General features: G+C 72.2%; 20 protein-coding genes and 1 tRNA gene. 8 read left to right on the top strand and 13 right to left on the bottom strand.

Translation table 11 applies throughout. From position 1 onward, the window contains the following. Positions 1 to 76 precede the first annotated feature (76 nt). Positions 77 to 153, bottom strand: a tRNA-Thr gene (locus RIF68_RS06340). A gap of 182 nt (positions 154 to 335) precedes the next feature. Here RIF68_RS06340 and RIF68_RS06335 point away from each other — a divergent pair. The 3 genes from RIF68_RS06335 to RIF68_RS06325 all read left to right on the top strand — a co-directional run bounded on the left by RIF68_RS06335 (position 336) and on the right by RIF68_RS06325 (position 2,819). Further along, entirely contained in the window at positions 336 to 1,433 is a 1,098-nt protein-coding gene (locus RIF68_RS06335; RefSeq protein WP_309050142.1) for a sn-glycerol-3-phosphate ABC transporter ATP-binding protein UgpC, read from the top strand. Positions 1,434 to 1,638: 205 nt separating this feature from the next. Beyond that, entirely contained in the window at positions 1,639 to 2,052 is a 414-nt protein-coding gene (locus tag RIF68_RS06330) for a hypothetical protein (protein WP_309050141.1), read from the top strand. Positions 2,053 to 2,102: 50 nt separating this feature from the next. Next, positions 2,103 to 2,819, top strand: coding sequence for a nucleotidyltransferase family protein (locus RIF68_RS06325; RefSeq protein WP_309050140.1), 717 nt, complete (start codon positions 2,103 to 2,105; stop codon positions 2,817 to 2,819). Positions 2,820 to 3,004: 185 nt separating this feature from the next. On the opposite strand, the gene RIF68_RS06320 is transcribed toward RIF68_RS06325, so the two are convergent. From RIF68_RS06320 to RIF68_RS06295, 6 genes are all read right to left on the bottom strand, one after another. Continuing rightward, positions 3,005 to 4,597 carry a DoxX family membrane protein gene (locus RIF68_RS06320; protein WP_309050139.1) on the bottom strand — a complete coding sequence of 531 codons (1,593 nt, stop codon included), beginning with the start codon at positions 4,595 to 4,597 and terminating at the stop codon, positions 3,005 to 3,007. Between the two features lie 108 nt (positions 4,598 to 4,705). Then, positions 4,706 to 5,662: a 23S rRNA (guanosine(2251)-2'-O)-methyltransferase RlmB gene (gene rlmB, locus RIF68_RS06315; RefSeq protein WP_309050138.1), complete on the bottom strand. Its 957-nt coding sequence runs from the start codon at positions 5,660 to 5,662 to the stop codon at positions 4,706 to 4,708. 85 nt (positions 5,663 to 5,747) lie between these two features. Then, entirely contained in the window at positions 5,748 to 7,148 is a 1,401-nt protein-coding gene (cysS, locus tag RIF68_RS06310) for a cysteine--tRNA ligase (RefSeq protein ID WP_309050137.1), read from the bottom strand. A gap of 65 nt (positions 7,149 to 7,213) precedes the next feature. After that, on the bottom strand, positions 7,214 to 7,723 hold the full coding sequence (gene ispF, locus RIF68_RS06305; RefSeq protein ID WP_309050136.1) for a 2-C-methyl-D-erythritol 2,4-cyclodiphosphate synthase: 510 nt from the start codon (positions 7,721 to 7,723) through the stop codon (positions 7,214 to 7,216). After that, entirely contained in the window at positions 7,713 to 8,462 is a 750-nt protein-coding gene (gene ispD / locus RIF68_RS06300; protein ID WP_309050135.1) for a 2-C-methyl-D-erythritol 4-phosphate cytidylyltransferase, read from the bottom strand. The genes ispF and ispD overlap by 11 nt, the downstream gene beginning before the upstream one ends. Positions 8,463 to 8,840: 378 nt before the next feature. Then, complete coding sequence (locus RIF68_RS06295; RefSeq protein WP_003953493.1) at positions 8,841 to 9,323, bottom strand: CarD family transcriptional regulator; 483 nt, start codon at positions 9,321 to 9,323, stop codon at positions 8,841 to 8,843. 651 nt (positions 9,324 to 9,974) lie between these two features. Between RIF68_RS06295 and RIF68_RS06290 the strand changes: the two genes are divergently transcribed. Then, positions 9,975 to 10,607 carry a DUF461 domain-containing protein gene (locus RIF68_RS06290; RefSeq protein ID WP_309050134.1) on the top strand — a complete coding sequence of 211 codons (633 nt, stop codon included), beginning with the start codon at positions 9,975 to 9,977 and terminating at the stop codon, positions 10,605 to 10,607. Between the two features lie 252 nt (positions 10,608 to 10,859). Here the strand turns inward: RIF68_RS06290 and RIF68_RS06285 are convergent, their stop codons facing one another. After that, positions 10,860 to 11,540 (bottom strand): response regulator transcription factor, encoded by a 681-nt coding sequence (locus RIF68_RS06285; protein ID WP_015035162.1) that lies wholly within the window; start codon positions 11,538 to 11,540, stop codon positions 10,860 to 10,862. Next, positions 11,537 to 12,772, bottom strand: a complete 1,236-nt coding sequence (locus RIF68_RS06280; RefSeq protein ID WP_309050143.1) for an ATP-binding protein — start codon at positions 12,770 to 12,772, stop codon at positions 11,537 to 11,539. Before RIF68_RS06280 ends, RIF68_RS06285 begins: the two co-directional genes overlap by 4 nt. A 261-nt stretch (positions 12,773 to 13,033) precedes the next feature. On the opposite strand from RIF68_RS06280, the gene phoU reads away from it, so the two are divergent. Both phoU and RIF68_RS06270 read left to right on the top strand, forming a co-directional pair. Further along, positions 13,034 to 13,714 carry a phosphate signaling complex protein PhoU gene (phoU, locus tag RIF68_RS06275; RefSeq protein ID WP_309050133.1) on the top strand — a complete coding sequence of 227 codons (681 nt, stop codon included), beginning with the start codon at positions 13,034 to 13,036 and terminating at the stop codon, positions 13,712 to 13,714. Positions 13,715 to 13,807: 93 nt separating this feature from the next. Further along, positions 13,808 to 13,960, top strand: a complete 153-nt coding sequence (locus RIF68_RS06270; RefSeq protein WP_309050132.1) for a hypothetical protein — start codon at positions 13,808 to 13,810, stop codon at positions 13,958 to 13,960. A gap of 78 nt (positions 13,961 to 14,038) precedes the next feature. Here RIF68_RS06270 and RIF68_RS06265 read toward each other — a convergent pair whose 3' ends face one another. Beyond that, entirely contained in the window at positions 14,039 to 14,512 is a 474-nt protein-coding gene (locus RIF68_RS06265; protein WP_309050131.1) for a GNAT family N-acetyltransferase, read from the bottom strand. Between the two features lie 86 nt (positions 14,513 to 14,598). Here RIF68_RS06265 and RIF68_RS06260 point away from each other — a divergent pair, with 86 nt between their 5' ends. Continuing rightward, complete coding sequence (locus RIF68_RS06260) at positions 14,599 to 15,081, top strand: hypothetical protein (RefSeq protein ID WP_309050130.1); 483 nt, start codon at positions 14,599 to 14,601, stop codon at positions 15,079 to 15,081. 75 nt (positions 15,082 to 15,156) lie between these two features. Here the strand turns inward: RIF68_RS06260 and RIF68_RS06255 are convergent, their stop codons facing one another. Together RIF68_RS06255 and RIF68_RS06250 are read right to left on the bottom strand one after the other, a co-directional pair. Next, positions 15,157 to 15,621 carry a hypothetical protein gene (locus RIF68_RS06255; RefSeq protein WP_309050129.1) on the bottom strand — a complete coding sequence of 155 codons (465 nt, stop codon included), beginning with the start codon at positions 15,619 to 15,621 and terminating at the stop codon, positions 15,157 to 15,159. Positions 15,622 to 15,743: 122 nt separating this feature from the next. Then, entirely contained in the window at positions 15,744 to 16,505 is a 762-nt protein-coding gene (locus tag RIF68_RS06250; protein WP_309050128.1) for a phosphoglyceromutase, read from the bottom strand. A 125-nt stretch (positions 16,506 to 16,630) separates the two neighbouring features. Here RIF68_RS06250 and RIF68_RS06245 point away from each other — a divergent pair, with 125 nt between their 5' ends. Then, a complete protein-coding gene (locus RIF68_RS06245; RefSeq protein ID WP_309050127.1) occupies positions 16,631 to 18,055 on the top strand; it encodes an MFS transporter in 1,425 nt (474 codons plus the stop codon). 28 nt (positions 18,056 to 18,083) lie between these two features. Here RIF68_RS06245 and RIF68_RS06240 read toward each other — a convergent pair. Beyond that, on the bottom strand, positions 18,084 to 18,798 hold a 715-nt coding region (locus RIF68_RS06240; RefSeq protein ID WP_309050126.1), incomplete at its 5' end, for an MBL fold metallo-hydrolase.

The following is an 18,798-nucleotide window of genomic DNA, read 5'->3' as shown; positions in this document are numbered from 1 at the left end:
CCGTCGCCGTTGATGTCACCCGTGGATGTCGAAGACCCCCGACCAAGATCGGTCGGGGGTCTTCGCGTTTCCTACCTGGAGCCCCCTGTCGGGTTCGAACCGACGACCCCCGCTTTACAAGAGCGGTGCTCTGGCCAGCTGAGCTAAGGAGGCAGCGAGTGAAGTGTAACCAACCCCGTCCCTCCGGCGGTCGGAAATCTCACCACCCCGCGCCTACTGACAGAACGGGTCCGGGGAGGTAGCGTCGCCTGGAGTTCACCCTGGTGGACTAGACCTCAATCCTTCCTTTACTCGGATCGTCCGGCACGTTCCTGCCGGTGAAGGGATACATCACCATGGCTTCTGTCACCTTCGACAAGGCGACCCGCACCTACCCGGGCGCCGACAAGCCCTCCGTCGACCAGCTCGACATCGAGATCGCCGACGGCGAGTTCCTCGTCCTCGTCGGGCCCTCCGGGTGTGGCAAGTCGACCTCGCTGCGCATGCTCGCCGGCCTCGAGGACGTCAACTCGGGCGCCATCCGCATCGGTGACCGGGACGTCACGCACCTGCCGCCGAAGGACCGGGACATCGCCATGGTGTTCCAGAACTACGCGCTGTACCCGCACATGACCGTCGCCGACAACATGGGCTTCGCGCTCAAGATCGCCGGCGTCAACAAGGCCGAGATCCGCGCCAAGGTGGAGGAGGCCGCGAAGATCCTCGACCTCACCCAGTACCTGGACCGCAAGCCCAAGGCGCTCTCCGGCGGTCAGCGGCAGCGTGTGGCGATGGGGCGGGCGATCGTGCGGGAGCCGCAGGTCTTCCTCATGGACGAGCCGCTGTCGAACCTCGACGCCAAGCTCCGCGTCTCGACCCGTACGCAGATCGCGAGCCTGCAGCGCCGCCTCGGCATCACCACGGTCTACGTCACCCACGACCAGACCGAGGCCCTCACCATGGGCGACCGCGTCGCCGTGCTGAAGGACGGTCTGCTCCAGCAGGTCGACTCCCCGCGCAACATGTACGACAAGCCCGCCAACCTCTTCGTCGCCGGCTTCATCGGCTCCCCCGCCATGAACCTGATCGAGGTCCCGATCACCGACGGCGGCGTGAAGTTCGGCAACAGCGTCGTCCCCGTCTCGCGCGACGCCATCGCCGCCGCCTCCGCCAAGGGCGACACCACGGTGACGGTCGGCGTCCGCCCCGAGCACTTCGACGTCTCGGGCCCGACCGGCAAGGACGGCCTCGCGGTGACCGTGAACGTCGTCGAGGAGCTCGGCTCCGACGGCTTCGTGTACGGCTCCACCCGCGTCGACGGCGAGGACAAGGATCTGGTGGTCCGCGTCGGCGGCCGTGACGTGCCCGCCAAGGGCTCCACGCTGCACGTCGTGCCGCGCGCCGGCGAGCTGCACGTGTTCTCGACCTCCACGGGCGAGCGCCTCAGCGGCTGACCGCCCCACCGGGCGGCCGGACGGCCCCGCATCCGCCACGGATGCGGGGCCGTCCGTTTAAATGGGCGTACCCAGGAAAACCCCGGCATTCGGGGCCCGCAGGGCTTCTCGGCGTCAACACGGAATTCGAAAAACCACGTCGAACGATCCCCCGCGAGAGTGACTAAATGTCTCCCTGTCACTACCGAGCGCTACGCTCGCCTCCGTGACGCACACTGCCCGCCGAATCGGCCGCTCTCTCGCCCTCGTCCTGCCCGTCGTCCTGGTGCTCTCGGGAACGCTCGCGGTGTCCGCCGTTCCGTGGGCCGGCCAGGACCCCACGACCCAGATGCTGACGGCCTCCTCCTCCGAGGTCTCCTCGCGCGCGAAGTCCCGTGCCCCGCAGGACGTCCTCCGTGACCAGCTCCTCGCTGAGCTCCAGGAGAAGGACCCGGGCGTCGCCCTGACCCACCTCCAGCGCGCGGTGGAGAACCGGCCCTCGCTCGCCAAGCACTGCATGTCGATCGCCCGTGCCCTCGGCCGTGCCGCCGTCGAGCACTACGGTCCGACCCGCGCCCAGTCCTTCTCCCGCCCGGTCTGCGACACCTCGTACGCGTCCGGCGTGATGCGCGCCGGCTGAGTCGGCGAACTGAGCGCCTGCGCGCGTACGGGAGCCCTATCGTTCCCCGTATGCACACCACTCCGACGCAGGCCGTGGTCCTGGCGGGCGGCCAGGGCTCGCGACTGCGCCCCTACACCGACGACCGCCCCAAGCCGATGGTCGAGATCCCGGGTACCGGGACCCCGATCATCGGCCATCAGCTTTCCTGGCTGGCCGCCGAAGGCGTGACCGATGTGGTCATCTCCTGCGGTCATCTCGCCGAGGTGCTCCAGGAGTGGCTCCGGGACGCCGAACTGCCCCTGAAGGTGACGACGGTCGTCGAGACCGAGCCCCTGGGACGCGGTGGCGGCCTCAAGTACGCCGCCCGCCACCTGCCCGCGCCCGACGAGCCCTGGTACGCCACCAACGGCGACATCTGGACCCGCTTCTCCCTGCGTGAGATGGCCGCCTTCCACGCCGAGCGGGACGCCACCGCCACTCTGGCCCTCGCCCGTCCCCGCATCCCGTGGGGCGCCGTCGAGACCGACACCTTCGGGCACATCACCGACTTCATCGAGGCACCGCCGTCGCCGTTCCTCATCAACGCCGGCGTGTACGTCTTCTCCGCGGCCTTCACGGACCTGCTGCCCGACCTCGGTGACCACGAGCGGACCACCTTCCCCCGCCTGGCGCGCGAGCGGCGCCTCGCCGGCTTCCCGCTGCCCCAGGGGGCGTACTGGAGGGCCATCGACACCGCGAAGGACCTCACCGAGGCCGCCAAGGAACTCGCCACCCAGAGCTCCTGAGCCCGCCCCGGGAGCCGTACCCAGGCCCCGCGCCGGCCCCCGGAGCCGTACCCGAGCCCTGTCGCCTGCGCCCGGCCCAGAGCCGCGTACGCGAGCCCGTACGCCGCCACAAAGGACCGCACCACAGAGGGCGGCACCGCGTCTCCGCGCGGTGCCGCCCTCCTCCGTGTCCGGGGCCCGGCCCGTCAGCCCAGCAGGCCGCCGATCGGGTTGCGGGCGCCGCCGCCCGTGCTCGTGTCCTCGGGCGGGGTCTCCTCGCCCGTCGAGCCGGTCGATCCGCCGTCGCCGCCACCGGTCGTGCCGCCCGTCGTGGACGGGGCGTCGCTGGTGGACGGCGGGGGCGCCGGGCGGGACTCGGTGGGGGTACGGCTCGCGGTGCCGCCGCCGCTGGTGGAGTCGGTGGTGGCGGACGGCCGCCGTTCCTCCGTCCGGGTGGGCTCGCGGCTGGTCTCGGTCGGCCGGGCGGTCTCCTCCTCCGCCGCCTCCGTCGCGCGGCGCTCCTCGCGGGGCGGCTCGGTGCTCGCGGACGGGGTGGGCCGGGACGGGGGCGTGCTGGAGGGGGTGTCGCGCGGGGGCTCGGTGGGGAGCGGGCGGCCGGGCAGGTGGTTGATCGGGTCGTCGTTGGGGCCGGGGACGGTGACCGTCTCGGTGGAGCGGACGGCGCCGCCGAGGACGGAGCCGACGAGGAGCGTCAGGCCCACGACGACGGAGGCGGCGAGGAGGCCGCGGCGCAGGACGCGGCGGCGCAGGTCCCAGATCTCCGCGCGGGGGCCGAGGGTGCGCCAGGCCTCGCCGGCGAGGCGGCCGTCGACGGAGTAGACGGGGGCGCCCGCGATGATCAGCGGCGACCAGGCGGCCAGGAAGATGAAGTCGGGCGCCTCGTAGACGGGGACGGTCTTCCAGCTGACGGTGAGGATCAGCGCCGCGGAGAGCAGGGCGCCGCCGACCGCCGCCACCCGCTGCCAGAGGCCGAGGACGGTGAGGACGCCGACGACGACCTGGAGGAAGGCGACGGTGAGGCCGGCGCCGACGGGGTGCTGGAGGGCGAAGTCCCGCAGCGGCTCGGCCATGGGCCACGGGTGGAGCGAATTCAGCCACTTGACCATGGAGCCGCGCTCGCCGCCGTCGAAGTAGACGGGGTCGGAGAGCTTGCCCATGCCGGCGTAGACGGAGATGAAGCCGAGGAAGACGCGCAGCGGGAGCAGGACGACGCCCAGGTTCATCCGGCGGCCCGGGTAGTAGGCGTGCCGGACGGCGTCGGGGCCGGGCCGCTGCGGGGGCCGGGCGCCGGGCCCGTCCCCGTCCCCGTACGGCTCCGGCGTCCCGGGCCGCAGCTCGTACATGTCGTCGTAGGCGCCCTCGGCCCGGCGCATCGGAGGCAACAGGGGTGCGTGCTCGCCTGGCACCACGGGGGTGGGCATGGTGGTGTCGACGCGCGGGATGGCCTGGGTGGTGGCCGGCTCCAGGGTGGAGACGGCGCCCGCGGCGGCCGAGGACTCGCGGACGGCCTGGAGGAGTCCGGTCGTCCCGGGGGCGGACTTCCCGGTCCACACGACGGGGCGGCGGCGCGGCGCTCCCGCGCCGGGGGCCCCTCCCGCTCGGGCGAGCGCGGCGACGCGCGGGTTCGCGGCGAACTTCGGCTGCTGGGCCGGCGCGAGCCGCACACGGAAGCTGGCGTGGTTCACGATCACCTGGGCGGGATCGGAATCCACCTTGACCATGCTCAGCGCGGGCTGATCGTCGAACCCCGGCCGGGGCGTTCTGGTGTCCACACTCATCTAACCGAGTGATCTGGGTTTAGGACACTGCCTTGACAGCTCGGAAATGTCCGAGACCCGTCAAGATCACGCCATGGCCGGGGCCGGGTGGTTGCGGCGTGGCCGGTGTCAGCCCATGCGGCGGCGGGCCGCCTCGTAGAGCACGACACCGGCGGCGACACCGGCGTTCAGCGACTCGGCGCCGCCCGGCATCGGGATGCGGACGAGGAAGTCGCAGGTCTCGCCGACGAGCCGGGAGAGGCCCTTGCCCTCGGACCCGACGACGATGACGACGGGGCCTTCGAGCGCCTCCAGCTCGTGGACCTCGGTGTCGCCGTCGGCGGAGAGGCCGACCACGGTCAGGCCCGCCTTCTGGTACTGCTCCAGGCAGCGGGTCAGGTTGGTGGCGCGGGCGACCGGGGTGCGGGCGGCGGTGCCGGCCGAGGTCTTCCAGGCACCGGCGGTCATGCCGGCGGCGCGCCGCTCGGGGACGACCACGCCGTGGCCGCCGAAGGCGGAGACGGAACGGACGACGGCGCCGAGGTTCCGCGGGTCGGTGACGCCGTCGAGGGCCACGATCAGCGGGTCCTCGTGGTCGTCGAAGGCGGCCGCGGCCAGGTCCTCCGGGTGCGCGTACTCGTAGGGCGGGACCTGGAGGACGAGGCCCTGGTGGTTCAGGCCGTTCGTCATCCGGTCCAGCTCGGGGCGCGGCGCCTCCATGATGTTGATGTTGCCGCGGCCGGTGGCCAGGCTCAGGGCCTCGCGCACCCGCTCGTCGTTGTCGATGAACTGCTGGACGTAGAGCGTGGTGGCGGGCACGCCGTCGCGCAGCGCCTCGAAGACCGGGTTGCGGCCGACGACCATCTCCGACTGGCCCTTGCCGCCGCGGCGGGCGATGGGCTTGCGCTTGGCCGCGTTGCGGGCCATCGCGTTGGAGACGCGATAGGCCTTGTGGCCCTTGCGGTTCTCGGCCTTGGGCGTCGGGCCCTTGCCTTCGAGGGAGCGGCGCCGCTTGCCACCGCTGCCGACCGTCGCACCCTTCTTGTTGGACGTACGGCGGTTCCTGCGCTGGCTGTTCCCGGCCATGACTACCTGTTTCCTCTACTGCGTAAGTGAAGCCTGTAAGTGAAGTGTGCCGTCCGGGGCCCCGGACGGCACATTCATCAGCGGTCTAGCGGTTGCCCAGCGTCCAGCGGGGGCCGTCGGGTCCGTCCTCGACGGCGAGGCCGGACCGGTTGAGCTGGTCGCGGATCGCGTCCGCGGTCGCCCAGTCCTTGCGCTCGCGGGCCGACTCGCGCTGCTCGAGCACGACCCGTACGAGGGTGTCGACGACGCCGTGGAGTTCCTCGCCGCCGCCGGACTCGTCGGCCCAGTGCGGGTCGAGCGGGTCCAGGCCGAGGACGCCGAGCATGGCGCGGACCTCGGCGAGGCGGGCGATGGCCTCGTCCTTGTCGTCGGCGGCCAGGGCGCTGTTCCCCTGGCGGACGGTGGTGTGGATGATCGCGAGGGCGTGCGGGACGCCGAGGTCGTCGTCCATGGCCTCGGCGAAGGCCGGCGGCACCTCGGCGGCGGGGGCGACGGTCCGCCCGGCCTTCTCGGTGACGCGCTGGACGAAGCCCTCGATGCGGGCGAAGGCGGCCTCGGCCTCGCGCAGGGACTCCTCGCTGTACTCGATCATGGAGCGGTAGTGCGGGGTTCCGAGGTAGTAGCGCAGGACGATCGGGCGCCAGTTCTTGACCATCTCGGAGACGAGCACGCTGTTGCCCAGCGACTTCGACATCTTCTCGCCGCTCATGGTGACCCAGGCGTTGTGCACCCAGTACCGGGCGAAGTCGTCGCCGAAGGCCTTGGCCTGGGCGATCTCGTTCTCGTGGTGGGGGAAGATCAGGTCCAGGCCGCCGCCGTGGATGTCGAAGGCGGAGCCCAGGTACTTGTGGGCCATGGCCGAGCACTCCAGGTGCCAGCCGGGGCGGCCGCGGCCCCACGGCGTCTCCCAGTCGGGCTCGCCGGGCTTGGTCGCCTTCCACATGGCGAAGTCGCGGGGGTCGCGCTTGCCGGTGATGCCCTCCTCGGCGGGCTGCCGCAGGTCGTCGAGGTCCTGGTTGGACAGCTGGAGGTAGCCGGGGAAGGAGCGCACGTCGAAGTAGACGCTGCCGTCGGCCTCGTAGGCGTGGCCGCGCTCGATGAGCCCGCGCATCATCTCGATCATCTCGGGGACGTGCCCGGTGGCGCGCGGCTCGTAGGTGGGCGGCAGGCAGCCGAGGGCGTCGTAGCCCGCGTTGAAGGCCCGCTCGTTCTCGTAGCCGATGGCCCACCAGGGGCGGCCCTGGTCGGCGCCCTTCGCGATGATCTTGTCGTCGATGTCGGTGACGTTCCGGACGAAGGTGACGTCGTAGCCGCGGTACTCGAACCAGCGGCGCATGATGTCGAAGTTCAGGCCGGAGCGGATGTGCCCGATGTGCGGGGCGGCCTGCACGGTCGCGCCACACAGGTAGATCGAGACGCAGCCCGGCGTGAGCGGGGTGAAGTCACGGATCTGCCGGGCGCTGGTGTCGTACAGGCGAATAGTCACGGGGTCCAGGGTAGTGGGCGGGCGACAGTGCCCCGCGACCGATTCCCGGTCGCGGGACACGTTTTTCACCGCCCGTCCGGCCGTACGCGGTACACCAGTGCGGTCGCGAGGGCGGCGAGGCCCTCGGCGCGGCCGGTCAGGCCGAGTCCGTCGGTGGTCGTGCCGGAGACGGAGACGGGGGCGCCGGCGGCGTCGCTCAGCGCCTTCTGGGCCTCGTCGCGGCGCTTGCCGATCTTCGGGCGGACCCCGACGACCTGGACGGCGATGTTGCCGATCTCGTAGCCCTCGGCGCGGACGATGCGGGCGGCCTCGGCGAGGAGGGTGACGCCGGAGGCACCGGACCACTCCGGGCGGGAGGTGCCGAAGTGGGCGCCGAGGTCGCCGATGCCGGCGGCGGAGAAGAGGGCGTCGCAGGCGGCGTGGGCGGCCACGTCGCCGTCGGAGTGCCCGGCGAGCCCGTACCGCTCGTCCTCCCAGAGCAGGCCGGCGCACCAGAGCTCGCGGCCCTCCTCGAAGGCGTGGACATCGGTGCCGATGCCGGTGCGGGGGACGAGGGGGAGCTGGTCAGAAGCCATCGTTGGCCCTCCTGCGGGCGAGTACGGCCTCGGCGAGCACGAGGTCGAGCGGGCGGGTCACCTTGAACGCCTCCTCGTGGCCGGGCACGACGACGACGGGCGCGCCGAGCTTCTCGACCATGCCGGCGTCGTCCGTGGCGCCCTCCCCCGTGAGCGCGACGGTGGCGTGGGCGTTCACCAGCGTGTCGCGGTCGAAGCCCTGCGGGGTCTGGACGGCGCGGAGGCGGGCGCGCGGCGGGGTGGCGACGACCTGCTCGGGGTCGCCGGGCTTCCCGGCCGGCTCGACCTCCTTGACGGTGTCGGCCACCGGCAGCGCGGGGACGACCGCGACGGCCCCGTCCCGTACGGCCTCGATCACGGCGTCCACCGTGTCGACGGGGACGAGGGGGCGGGCGGCGTCGTGGACGAGGACGGTGGTGATGCCCTCGGGCAGCGCGTCGAGACCGAGGCGCACGGACTCCTGGCGGGTCTCGCCGCCGGGGACGACCAGGTAGTCGGTCCTCTCGGGGAGGGCGTGGGCGTCGAGGAGGTTCTTGACCTCGGTGGCGCCCTCGGGGGGCGCGACCACGACGACCAGGGAGACCGCCCGCGAGGCGGCCATCGCCCGGACGGCGTGGATGAGCATGGGGGTGCCGTTCAGGGCGCGCAGCGCCTTGGGGGCGCCGGGGCCGAGGCGTACGCCCCGCCCGGCGGCCGGGATCACCACGGCGGTACGACGGGGACGCGCTTCGTCTGACATCGGTTGCACTCCGGCAGGTTTGTTTCCGCGGCCGACATGGGTATGGCCTCACCGTGCCGGACGCGCCGCCTTGACCGGGCCCTTTCCGTGACGACGGTCGAGGCGTTGCCGCGCGGGCACAGGGGTTCGTACGTGAAGCAGTTCAGGGGGTGCGGGTTTCTGCGGCGGGACGCGACCGCGCCGGTGTGGGTACCGTCGCGCTCACGGTCCGCGTACGCCCCCCGTGCGGACGCGGACATGCCGCAGCGCCCGGCGGGGGCACTGTGTGGATCACAGTACGCCCGACGGGCACCGCGGCATCGCTTGTTCGCGAAACGCGTACGAGGGCGCTTCCGGGACGCGCCAGGAGCACGTGCCGGGACGCGCCCGCGGCGCGCCTCAGGACGCGAGGACCTCGTCGAGGAGCGCCTCGGCCTTGTCCTCGTTGGTGTTCTCCGCGAGGGCCAGCTCGCTCACCAGGATCTGACGCGCCTTCGCCAGCATGCGCTTCTCACCGGCGGAGAGACCGCGCTCGCGCTCTCGCCGCCACAGGTCACGTACGACCTCGGCCACCTTGATGACGTCGCCGGAGGCGAGCTTCTCGAGATTTGCCTTGTAGCGACGGGACCAGTTCGTCGGCTCCTCTGCGTACGGTGCGCGCAGCACCTCGAAGACCCGGTCCAGCCCGTCCTGCCCGACCACGTCGCGCACTCCGACGAACTCCGCGTTGTCCGCCGGCACGCGGACCGTCAGGTCGCCCTGCGCGACCTTGAGCACCAAGTAGGTCTTGTCCACGCCTTTGATCTGGCGAGTTTCGATGGCCTCGATCAGCGCGGCCCCGTGATGGGGATAGACCACGGTGTCGCCAACCTTGAACGTCATGTGACAGGTACCCCTTCCGTGGCTATCCAGGGTAACACGGATACAGCTTCTTCTGAATGGCGTTTTCGCAGGTCAGGGCATATCTCGGGGCTTGACAACAGCGATGCGGACGTGCTGCGGCGGGCTTCCGGAAGGGGGTATTCGCAGGTCGGAGCGGCTGCGTGGACAGAGAGAAACGCGCACGTTACAGGGACGCGGAGGCTGCCGGAGGCGCGACGATGACCCGTTTTGTCCGGTTCGGAGTGGCCTTCTTCACGTACTCCGTTCGAGGATCGGTCACCCGTACGGGTGCATCTGGCGGTGATTCCCGAATTGATCAACGGCTACCGGCCGGTGTTTTTCGCGTGGGGCGGCGATGAGAATGCGGTGACCGCCACCGAATTGATCAAGGCGGATATGTGAACAGCGGGTCAATGGGACGTGATCCGGCCACCGGCCGGCGGGCCGCCGGCCGGAGCTCCGCGGGGCGTCACGGGCGGCGCGTGCGGGTGGCCCGGTGCCGGGAGCGGGAGGGGCACGTCCCGTGAAGGGGCGGGTCGGGTGCGGGACGGAGAGTAGGGGTCGGTAACCTAAGCGCGCTGACACACCCTGAGCCGGTCCATAGCTCCACAGTCCTAAGCCCGTCCGTACGTCCTAGGAGTTGCCGCCGCCGTGAGCCGCAGCCTTCGACGCGGCGCCCTCGCCGCCACCGCCATCGTGTTCTCGATCGCCGCGCTGTCCGCCTGTGGTGCGGGCAACGACGCACAGACGCTCGGCGTCCGGCCGGACAACGCCGCCGTCTCGGTGGACGACGTCAAGATCCAGAACGCGGTCGTCATCACCCAGCCGACGCCCGGTGTGAAGGGCCCGGCCGTCGTCTCGGCCACGGTCTTCAACAACGGCCGCCAGGCCCAGACCCTGGACGCGATCACGCTGCCCGGTACCACCGCGACCGTGAAGCTGAAGCCCGCCGAGGGCACCGGCCCGGTCACCGTCCCGGCCGGCGGCTCCGTCGTGATCGGTGGCGAGGGCAACGCCACCGCCGTGATCGAGAACGGCACCGAGGCCGCCGAGAACGGCGACGCCCAGAAGGTCGTCTTCAAGCTCAGCAAGACCGGTGACGTGGCCCTGGAGGCCTTCGTCGTCCGGGGCAGCGGCTACTACAAGGGCTTCGGCCCCAGCGAGGTCCCGGCCCCGCCGTCGGCCACCCCGACCGCCTCGGCGACGGCGGGCGGCGAGCACGGCGCGGAGCACGGCGGCGAGTCCGCCCCGTCGGGCGAGGCGAGCCACGCGTCCGGCCACTGAGCCGGACGGAGCAGCGGTACGTGCGAAGGGGCGCCCCCGGGAGGGGGCGCCCCTTCTGCGTGGGCGCGGACGGTACGGGCCGGGCGGTCCGGATCGGACGGGGGTACGGGACGGGCCCGGGCGTGGGCCCGGCACCGGCACGTACCGCCCACGGCGTACCGCGACGGTCGACGGCACCGCGGCCACCGCTCGCCGCCCGGTCACCGGTGGCCGCTCACGCCCCCGGACCGGGCCGGGGGCGCGCCGTACGGTCTACGGCTCGAACTTGTAGCCCAGGCCCCGGACCGTCACCAGGTACCGGGGCGCGCCCGGGTCCGGCTCGATCTTGGCGCGCAGGCGCTTGACGTGGACGTCGAGGGTCTTGGTGTCGCCGACGTAGTCCGCGCCCCACACCCGGTCGATCAGCTGCATGCGGGTCAGCACGCGGCCCGCGTTGCGCAGCAGCATCTCCAGCAGGTCGAACTCCTTCAGCGGCAGGTCGACCTTGCCGCCCGCGACCGTCACCACGTGGCGGTCGACGTCCATGCGGACCGGGCCGGCCTCCAGGGCCGCCGGGGTGACCTCCTCCGGCTCGCCGCGGCGGCGCAGGACCGCGCGGATGCGGGCCACCAGCTCCCGCGAGGAGAACGGCTTCGTCACGTAGTCGTCGGCTCCTATCTCCAGGCCGACGACCTTGTCGATCTCGCTGTCCTTGGCGGTCACCATGATGACCGGAACGTTCGAGCGGCCGCGCAGCTGGCGGCACACCTCGGTGCCGGGCAGGCCGGGGAGCATCAGGTCGAGGAGGACGAGATCCGCCCCGTTGCGCTCGAACTCGTCGAGACCGTCGGGCCCGGTCGCCGCGACGGCGACCTCGAAGCCTTCCTTGCGGAGCATGTACGACAGGGCGTCGCTGAAGGATTCCTCATCCTCGACGACGAGCACTCGGGTCACGGAAGGACCTCCGGGGCAGGGAGCGGTTCGGTCATGAGATCGGGGGTGGGAGAAGAAGCGGCGGCGGACCTGCGGTCCCGTCCTGCGCCCGCCTCGGGCAGCCGCAGGGTGAAGGTGGAGCCCTGACCCTCGGTGCTCCAGACGGTGACCTCCCCGCCGTGCGAGGCGGCCACGTGCTTGACGATGGCCAGCCCCAGTCCCGTACCGCCGGTGGCACGGGAGCGGGCCGGGTCGACCCGGTAGAAGCGTTCGAAGATCCGCTCGCGGTCCTTCTCCGAGATGCCGATGCCCTGGTCGGTCACGGCGATCTCGATCAGGTCCCCGCCCGGCGCCGCGACGCGCCGGGCGGCGATGCCCACCCGCGTACGGGCCGGTGAGTAGTTGACGGCGTTCTCGACGAGGTTGCCGAGGGCCGCCGCGAGCTGGCCGCGGCTGCCCCAGACGTACAGGCCCGCGGCTCCGCCGGAGGCCATGGTGATCTGCTTGGTGGAGGCGGTGTGCCGGGACCGGTCGACCGCCTCGGCGACCAGTTCCTCCACGGACACCGGCTCGGAGTCCTCCAGCGGGTCGTCGTTCTGCACCCGCGAGAGGTCGATGAGCTCCTGGACCAGGTTGGTCAGCCGGGTCGCCTCGATCTGCATGCGGCCGGCGAAGCGGGTGACCGCCTCGGGATCGTCCGAGGCGTCCATGACGGCCTCGGAGAGCAGGGAGAGCGCTCCGACGGGGGTCTTGAGCTCGTGGCTCACGTTCGCGACGAAGTCGCGCCGTACCGCTTCGATGCGGCGGGCCTCCGTCAGGTCCTCGACCAGGAGCAGCACGAGCCGCGAGCCGAGCGGGGCGACCCGGGCGGAGACCGCGAGGGCCTCGCCCCGTCCCGTGCCGCGCCGGGGCAGATCCAGCTCGACCTGCCGTATCTCGCCGTCGCGGCGGGTGTCGCGGGCCATGTTGAGCATGGGCTCGACGGCCAGCTTCCCGCCCCTCACCAGGCCGAGGGCGTACGCCGCCGAGCTGGCCTTCACCACGGAGTCGCTCTCGTCGAGGACGACCGCGGAGGAACGCAGCACGGACAGCACGGTGTCGACACCGGGCGGCAGCACGGCGTCGGTGTGCAGGGAGGTCCGGGTGGGTCGCGCCTGGTCGCGCTCGCTCCAGCGGAACGCCAGCATGGCGATCACGCCGGTGCACACGCCGGCGATCGCGGCCAATGCGGCGACCGCCGCGTTCACGTCCATGCCCTCCAGGTTATGCGGGGTCACGGACACTCTCCCAGCCGTCCGAGCGGCTGCTCGAACAGTCGTCGCCGAGAGTTCACCGTGGAGACGGGGGTGGTTCATTTGGTCCGAGGAGGTGGCGGTCCGGGTCGCCCAGAGTTCACCTGGGGGAAAGTGCGGGTTCACGTGAGGGGGTGGAACCGGACGCGTACGGGCCGGACCGTGGGAACGTGGGGCCGAGCCCCACCCGGACCCCTGAGCATTGCGTAGAGAGGGACATCGATGCGGGACGCGTACCACGAGGAACTGGATTCGATCGGTGAGGGCCTGGTCGAGATGGCCCGGCTCGTCGGGTCGGCGATCGGACGCGCCACGACGGCGATGCTCGACGCGGACCTCAAGCTCGCGGAGAGCGTGATCGCCGGCGACCAGAAGATCGACGACCTCCAGCACGACCTGGAGGCGCGGGCCATCGCGCTGCTCGCCCGGCAGCAGCCGGTGGCGACGGACCTGCGGATCGTGGTGACCTCGCTGCGGATGAGCGCCGACCTGGAGCGCTCGGGCGACCTGGCCCAGCACGTGGCGAAGCTGACGCGGCTGCGGTTCCCGGACCGCGCGGTGCCGAACGACCTGCACGCCACCATCCTGCAGATGGGGCAGCTGGCGCAGCGCCTGATGGCGAAGGCCGGTGAGGTCATCATCACCAAGGACGTCGACCTGGCGCTCCAGCTGGAGCAGGACGACGACGAGATGGACCTGCTGCACCGGACGCTGTTCCAGCACCTGATGGACGACCGGTGGAAGCACGGCATCGAGACGGCCGTCGACGTGACGCTGCTCGGCCGCTACTACGAGCGGTTCGCCGACCACGCCGTGTCGGTGGCCAAGCGCGTCGTGTACCTGGTGACCGGCGAGCACGCGGACGAGCTGCAGCAGACGGACACCCCGGTGGAGGGCGCGTAGGAGCGCGGGGCTCCCGTGCGCCGTTGATGCGCCGGTGCGGGTGGGCATGCAATGGGGGGAGAGACGATCCGCGTCTCGCGAGGGAGGGACCCCATGGCCGATTCCCCGATCACGACCGACTCCTCGGCGCAGGCCCCGCAGGGGTCGGTTCCGCTGCCCGTGCTCGGCGCCTGCGGGTGCGGTTCGGGCTGCGGCTGCGGCTGCCAGTCGGGCGGCCCGTGCCAGTGCGGGGGCTGCTCCGGCTGACGGCGCGCCGGGAGGGGGCGGGGGCGCCCTGTCGGGCCTCCGCCCCGCCGGCGGCTTCCCGGCGGGGCCGTCGTGTCGTCACAGCTCCAGGACGCCGACGGTCTGCCGGCCGCTGACCTCGCCCGTGGGGCGGAAGCCGAGCCGTTCGTAGAAGGCGCCGGGCCCGTCGTCGCCGGGCTCCCAGGTGACGTACATCCGGGACGCGCCGCGGCGCCGGAGTTCGTCCCGTACGGCCTCCACGGCGAAGCGCCCGTACCCCTTGCCCTGCGCGTCGGCGGCGATGTTCAGCCGCCAGAGGCCGCTGCGGCGGTCGGTGGGGTCGGCGTCCGGATTCCAGGGGAGGTCGAGGAAGACCATCAGGAAGCCGACGGTCCGGTCACCGTCCCGGATCAGCCTCGGCCAGGCGGCGTCCCCGGCGGCGTACGCCTCGGCGAGGGAGCGTTCGACGGCGGCGACGGCCTTCTCCTGGTGGGGGTGGACGCGGAGCGCGAGCGCGGCGTCCACGTTGGCGAGGGTGATCTTCTCGATCCGGGGCGACGGTGACGTGATCATGTCGCGGACGGTAGTGATCGCCACCGGCCGGAGCATCCGATTTACCGCGTTGCCGTCCCGGGGACCGCCCGGTAGAAACGCGGTCGATGACGATCCTCCACTGCGCCGCCTGCGGCCTCCGCCTGACGGGCCCGCTGTCCCCGCTCCCCGCCGTACCGGAACGCCCCTCGTACGACGGCCTGCCGGTGGACGGCGTGCGCCGGGCCCCGAGCACGGTGCCGCGCGGCCACTACGCGGTCGACCCGGACCCGACGGGCGCGCCGTTCGTGCCGGCCGAGGACCAGGACGACTGCGTCCCGGCCTACCCCGGCGGCCCCTCGATCGTCGAGGACGGCGTCGAACTGGTCGCCGGCGGCCCCCGCGACACCCTGCTGCTCCACCCCGAGGACATGCCGTCCCTCGTCCCCCACCCCACCGGCGAATCCGGCTGCTGCGGCCTCCCGGGCAACCGCGGCCCCAACCGCGCCTGCCCGTGCGGTGCCCCGGTCGGCACGGAGATGTCGGAGTGCTGGACCCCGTACGAACTCCACCTGGTCCCCGGTGCCGTGACGGAGGTTCAGGGGGCGTGAGGAGAGAGTCGCACCGGAGGCGGGCCGGCCGGGACCACCGCCGCGGAGGCGGACCCGTTCATGAGGACGGTTCACTCACAGGTACTGCCTGGCCGTCCTGACGAGGTGGGCGATGCCGTCCCTCGTACGTGCTCTGCGCCTCTCGAACTCCTCCGGCGACTCCGCCTTGGGCACCTCCGTGATCTCCGCGAGCAAGCCCTCCCCGATGCGGCCGAGTTCCTCGTCGCCGGTGAGCATCTGCGTACGGAACAGGGCCTCCTGCGCCCTGGAGCGGAGGTCGTACGCCCGCATCCGCACCGCCTCGGGAGCCTCCGGGGGAGGCTGCTCGTGCCGGCAGAACCAGAGGTGCACCAAGCAGCGGCGGTAGTCGATGAGGGCCGCCGCGTAGGCCGCGTACGCGTCCAGGCGTTCCTGCCGCAGCCGTTCCTCCCGCGTGAACTGATGTCCTCGTTCGGCCGTGCGCCGCTGCACCCCCAGGGTGATGCCCGAACCGATGAGGGTGCCCAGGACGGCGATGGCACTGGCGATGATGGCTTCCACCTCCCCAGCACAGCACGGGCAGGCGGCACGCCGCGGCTCTTTTCCGCAGCCCGGGGCACGGGAAAGCCCCCTGCCGGCGGGGAAACCGCAAGCAGGGGGCTCGCTCGTGGGTGCTTACGCGGTCACTTCTTCTTGCCCTGGTTCTTGACCGCCTCGATCGCGGCCGCCGCCGCGTCCGGGTCGAGGTAGGTGCCGCCCGGGGTGAGGGGCTTGAAGTTCTCGTCGAGCTCGTAGGCCAGCGGGATGCCGGTGGGGATGTTGAGGCCCGCGATGTCGGCGTCCGAGATGCCGTCCAGGTGCTTCACCAGGGCGCGCAGGCTGTTGCCGTGGGCGGCGACGAGGACCGTGCGGCCGGCGAGGAGGTCCGGGACGATGCCGTCGTACCAGTAGGGGAGCATCCGCTGGACGACGTCCTTGAGGCACTCGGTGTTCGGGCGCAGCTCCGGCGGGATCGTCAGGTAGCGGGCGTCGTGGGCCTGGGAGTACTCGCTGTCGTCCGAGAGCGGCGGCGGCGGGGTGTCGTACGAGCGGCGCCACAGCATGAACTGCTCCTCGCCGAACTCGGCGAGCGTCTGGGCCTTGTCCTTGCCCTGCAGGGCGCCGTAGTGGCGCTCGTTCAGGCGCCAGGAGCGGTGGACCGGGATCCAGTGGCGGTCCGCGGCCTCGAGCGCGAGCTGCGCGGTGCGGATGGCGCGCTTCTGGAGGGAGGTGTGCAGGACGTCGGGCAGCAGGCCGGCGTCCTTGAGCAGCTCGCCGCCGCGCGTCGCCTCCTTCTCGCCCTTCGGGGTGAGGTTCACGTCCACCCAGCCGGTGAACAGGTTCTTCTCGTTCCACTCGCTCTCGCCGTGGCGGAGGAGGATCAGCTTGTACGGTGCGTCGGCCATGCGGTCGAGCCTAATAGACGGCCGACGCTTGACGCGCGTCGTCAATTCGCTGGCGTCCGCCCGGTGAGATGCGTAAGTTACGAAGGGCAGCAGAGGGACTTACACACCGCAGGGGGCCATCACATATGTCCATCGCGTCACTCAGACGATCGGCCCGCGCGACGGTCTCGGGGCTGCCCCCGGGCTTCTGGTGGCTCTGGCTGTCGACCCTGGTCAACCGGACCGGTGCGTTCGTCCTGACCTTCCTCTCCCTCTACCTGACCGTCGAGCTCGGGCACTCCGCATGGTTCGCCGGTCTCGTCGTCGCCCTCCACGGCCTCGGCGGCGTCGCCGGTTCACCGCTCGGCGGCGCGCTCACCGACCGCTGGGGCCGGCGGCCCACCATGGTGACGATGCACCTGCTGGCCGCGGCCTCCGCCGCCGCGCTGGCCGTCGTCACCAGCGCCTGGGGCATCGCGGCCGTCGTCCTCGTCATGGGCGTCGCCATGCAGGCGGTCCGGCCGTCGATCAACGCCACCATCGCGGACATGGTGCCCGCCCACGACGTGCGCCGGGCGTACGCCCTCAACTACTGGGCCCTGAACCTGGGCTTCGCCATCGCCTCCATCGGCGGTGGTGCCGCGGCCTTCCTCGGGTACCGCACCCTGTTCGTCGTGGACGCGGTCGCCACCGTCCTGTGCGCCGTGATCGTCTTCCTGCGCCTGCCCGAGACCCGGCCCGAGGCCGCGGTCGACCACCGGGGCGAGAAGGTGGCCGAGCCCAAGGTCTCCATGCTGACCGTGCTGCGCGACGCGCCGTTCCGGACCCTGGTCCTGCTGAACCTGCTCGTCTGCCTGGTCTTCACCGCGCCCTGGATCGGCCTGCCGCTGACCATGGCCGAGCAGGGCCTCTCGCCGTCCTCGTACGGTGTCGTCATCGCCGTCAACGGCATCGTGATCGTCGGCTTCCAGCTGTTCGTCAACAAGCTGACCGACAAGCGTTCGCCGGTGGTCCTGCTGACCCTGTCCTCGCTCCTCTTCGCCTTCGGTACGGGGGCCACGGCGCTGGCCGGCTCGTCGGTCGCGTTCGCCGCGACCGTGATCGTGTGGACGATCGGCGAGATGGTCCACGTCCCGACCAACGCCGCCGCCACCGCCCGCCTCGCCCCCGAGCACGCCCGGGGCCGCTACCAGGGCGTGATGGGCATGTCGTGGGCGGTCGCCGGGTTCGTCGCCCCGATCGGGGCCGGCGCGATCGTCGACGGGCCCGGTCCCGGCGTCCTGTGGGCCGCGACCTTCGGGATCGGCGTCCTCGCCGCCGTCGGCTACACCCTGCGGCTGCGCACCGCCCTCGGCGAGGAGGAGCCGGAGGTCAAGGCCGTCCCCGAGGCCGGGAAGACGGTGGACGGCGGCGGCCGGCCGGAGCTCCGGAAGGCCGCCCCGGAGGCCGGGAAGACCCAGGAGGGCGGCGGCCTGCCCGCGGTTCCCGCGCCCCGGGACGGGTCCGCCACCGGCGGGGACCCGGGCGAGGAGGAGGCCTCGCGGCCGTCCTCCCCCGTCACCACCACCTGACGGCCCCTCACCCCTGACGGCCGGGCGCTCACGGGCGCCCGGCCGTCACGGTGAAGGCGCCCCCCTCCCGGCGCACCTCGGCCACGCCCGTCCCGCCGAAGTGCGCCGGCACCACCAGTTCCCTTTCGTCCGCCGCCCGTTCCAGGACGCGGCGGCGGCTCGCGGCCGCCCGCCCCGCGTCCAGGCAGAAGCAGCTGTTCCGGGCCGGATCGAGGATCTGCACGGGGCTGTGCAGCAGGTCCCCGACGAAGACCGCCCGCTCCCCGCCCGACGCCAGCCGCAGCACGGCCGAACCGGGTGTGTGGCCGGGCGCGGACTCCAGGGTGAGGTGCTCGTCGATGCGGTGGACGCCGTCCCACAGCACCGCCTGCCCGGCGCGGTGGACGGGCGCGACGCTGTCCTCGTACACGTACCGGTCGTCCACGCGCAGCCCGCCGCCGTAGGCGTTGCCCGGGCCGAAGTGGGCGTCGTCGGCCGCCGGCAGCAGGTACTGGGCGCGCGGGAAGGCCGGCACCCACTCCCCGTCGTCCGCCGCCCGCGTGTTCCAGCCGACGTGGTCGGCGTGGAGGTGGGTGTTGACGACGACGTCCACGTCCTCCGGGCCGACTCCGGCCCGTTCCAGCAGACCCGGCAGGTCGCCCCGCCAGTGGTGGAACTGCGGCGAGCCCGGCCGCTCCCGCCCGTCGCCCACCCCCGTGTCGACCAGGACCGTCCGCCCCGCGCTGCGCAGCACCCAGGTCTGC

It is taken from the genome of Streptomyces sp. (genome assembly GCF_031178505.1).
GTDB classification, from domain to species: Bacteria; Actinomycetota; Actinomycetes; order Streptomycetales; family Streptomycetaceae; genus Streptomyces; species Streptomyces gulbargensis.
This window is presented reverse-complemented; position numbering and strand designations above follow the sequence as displayed.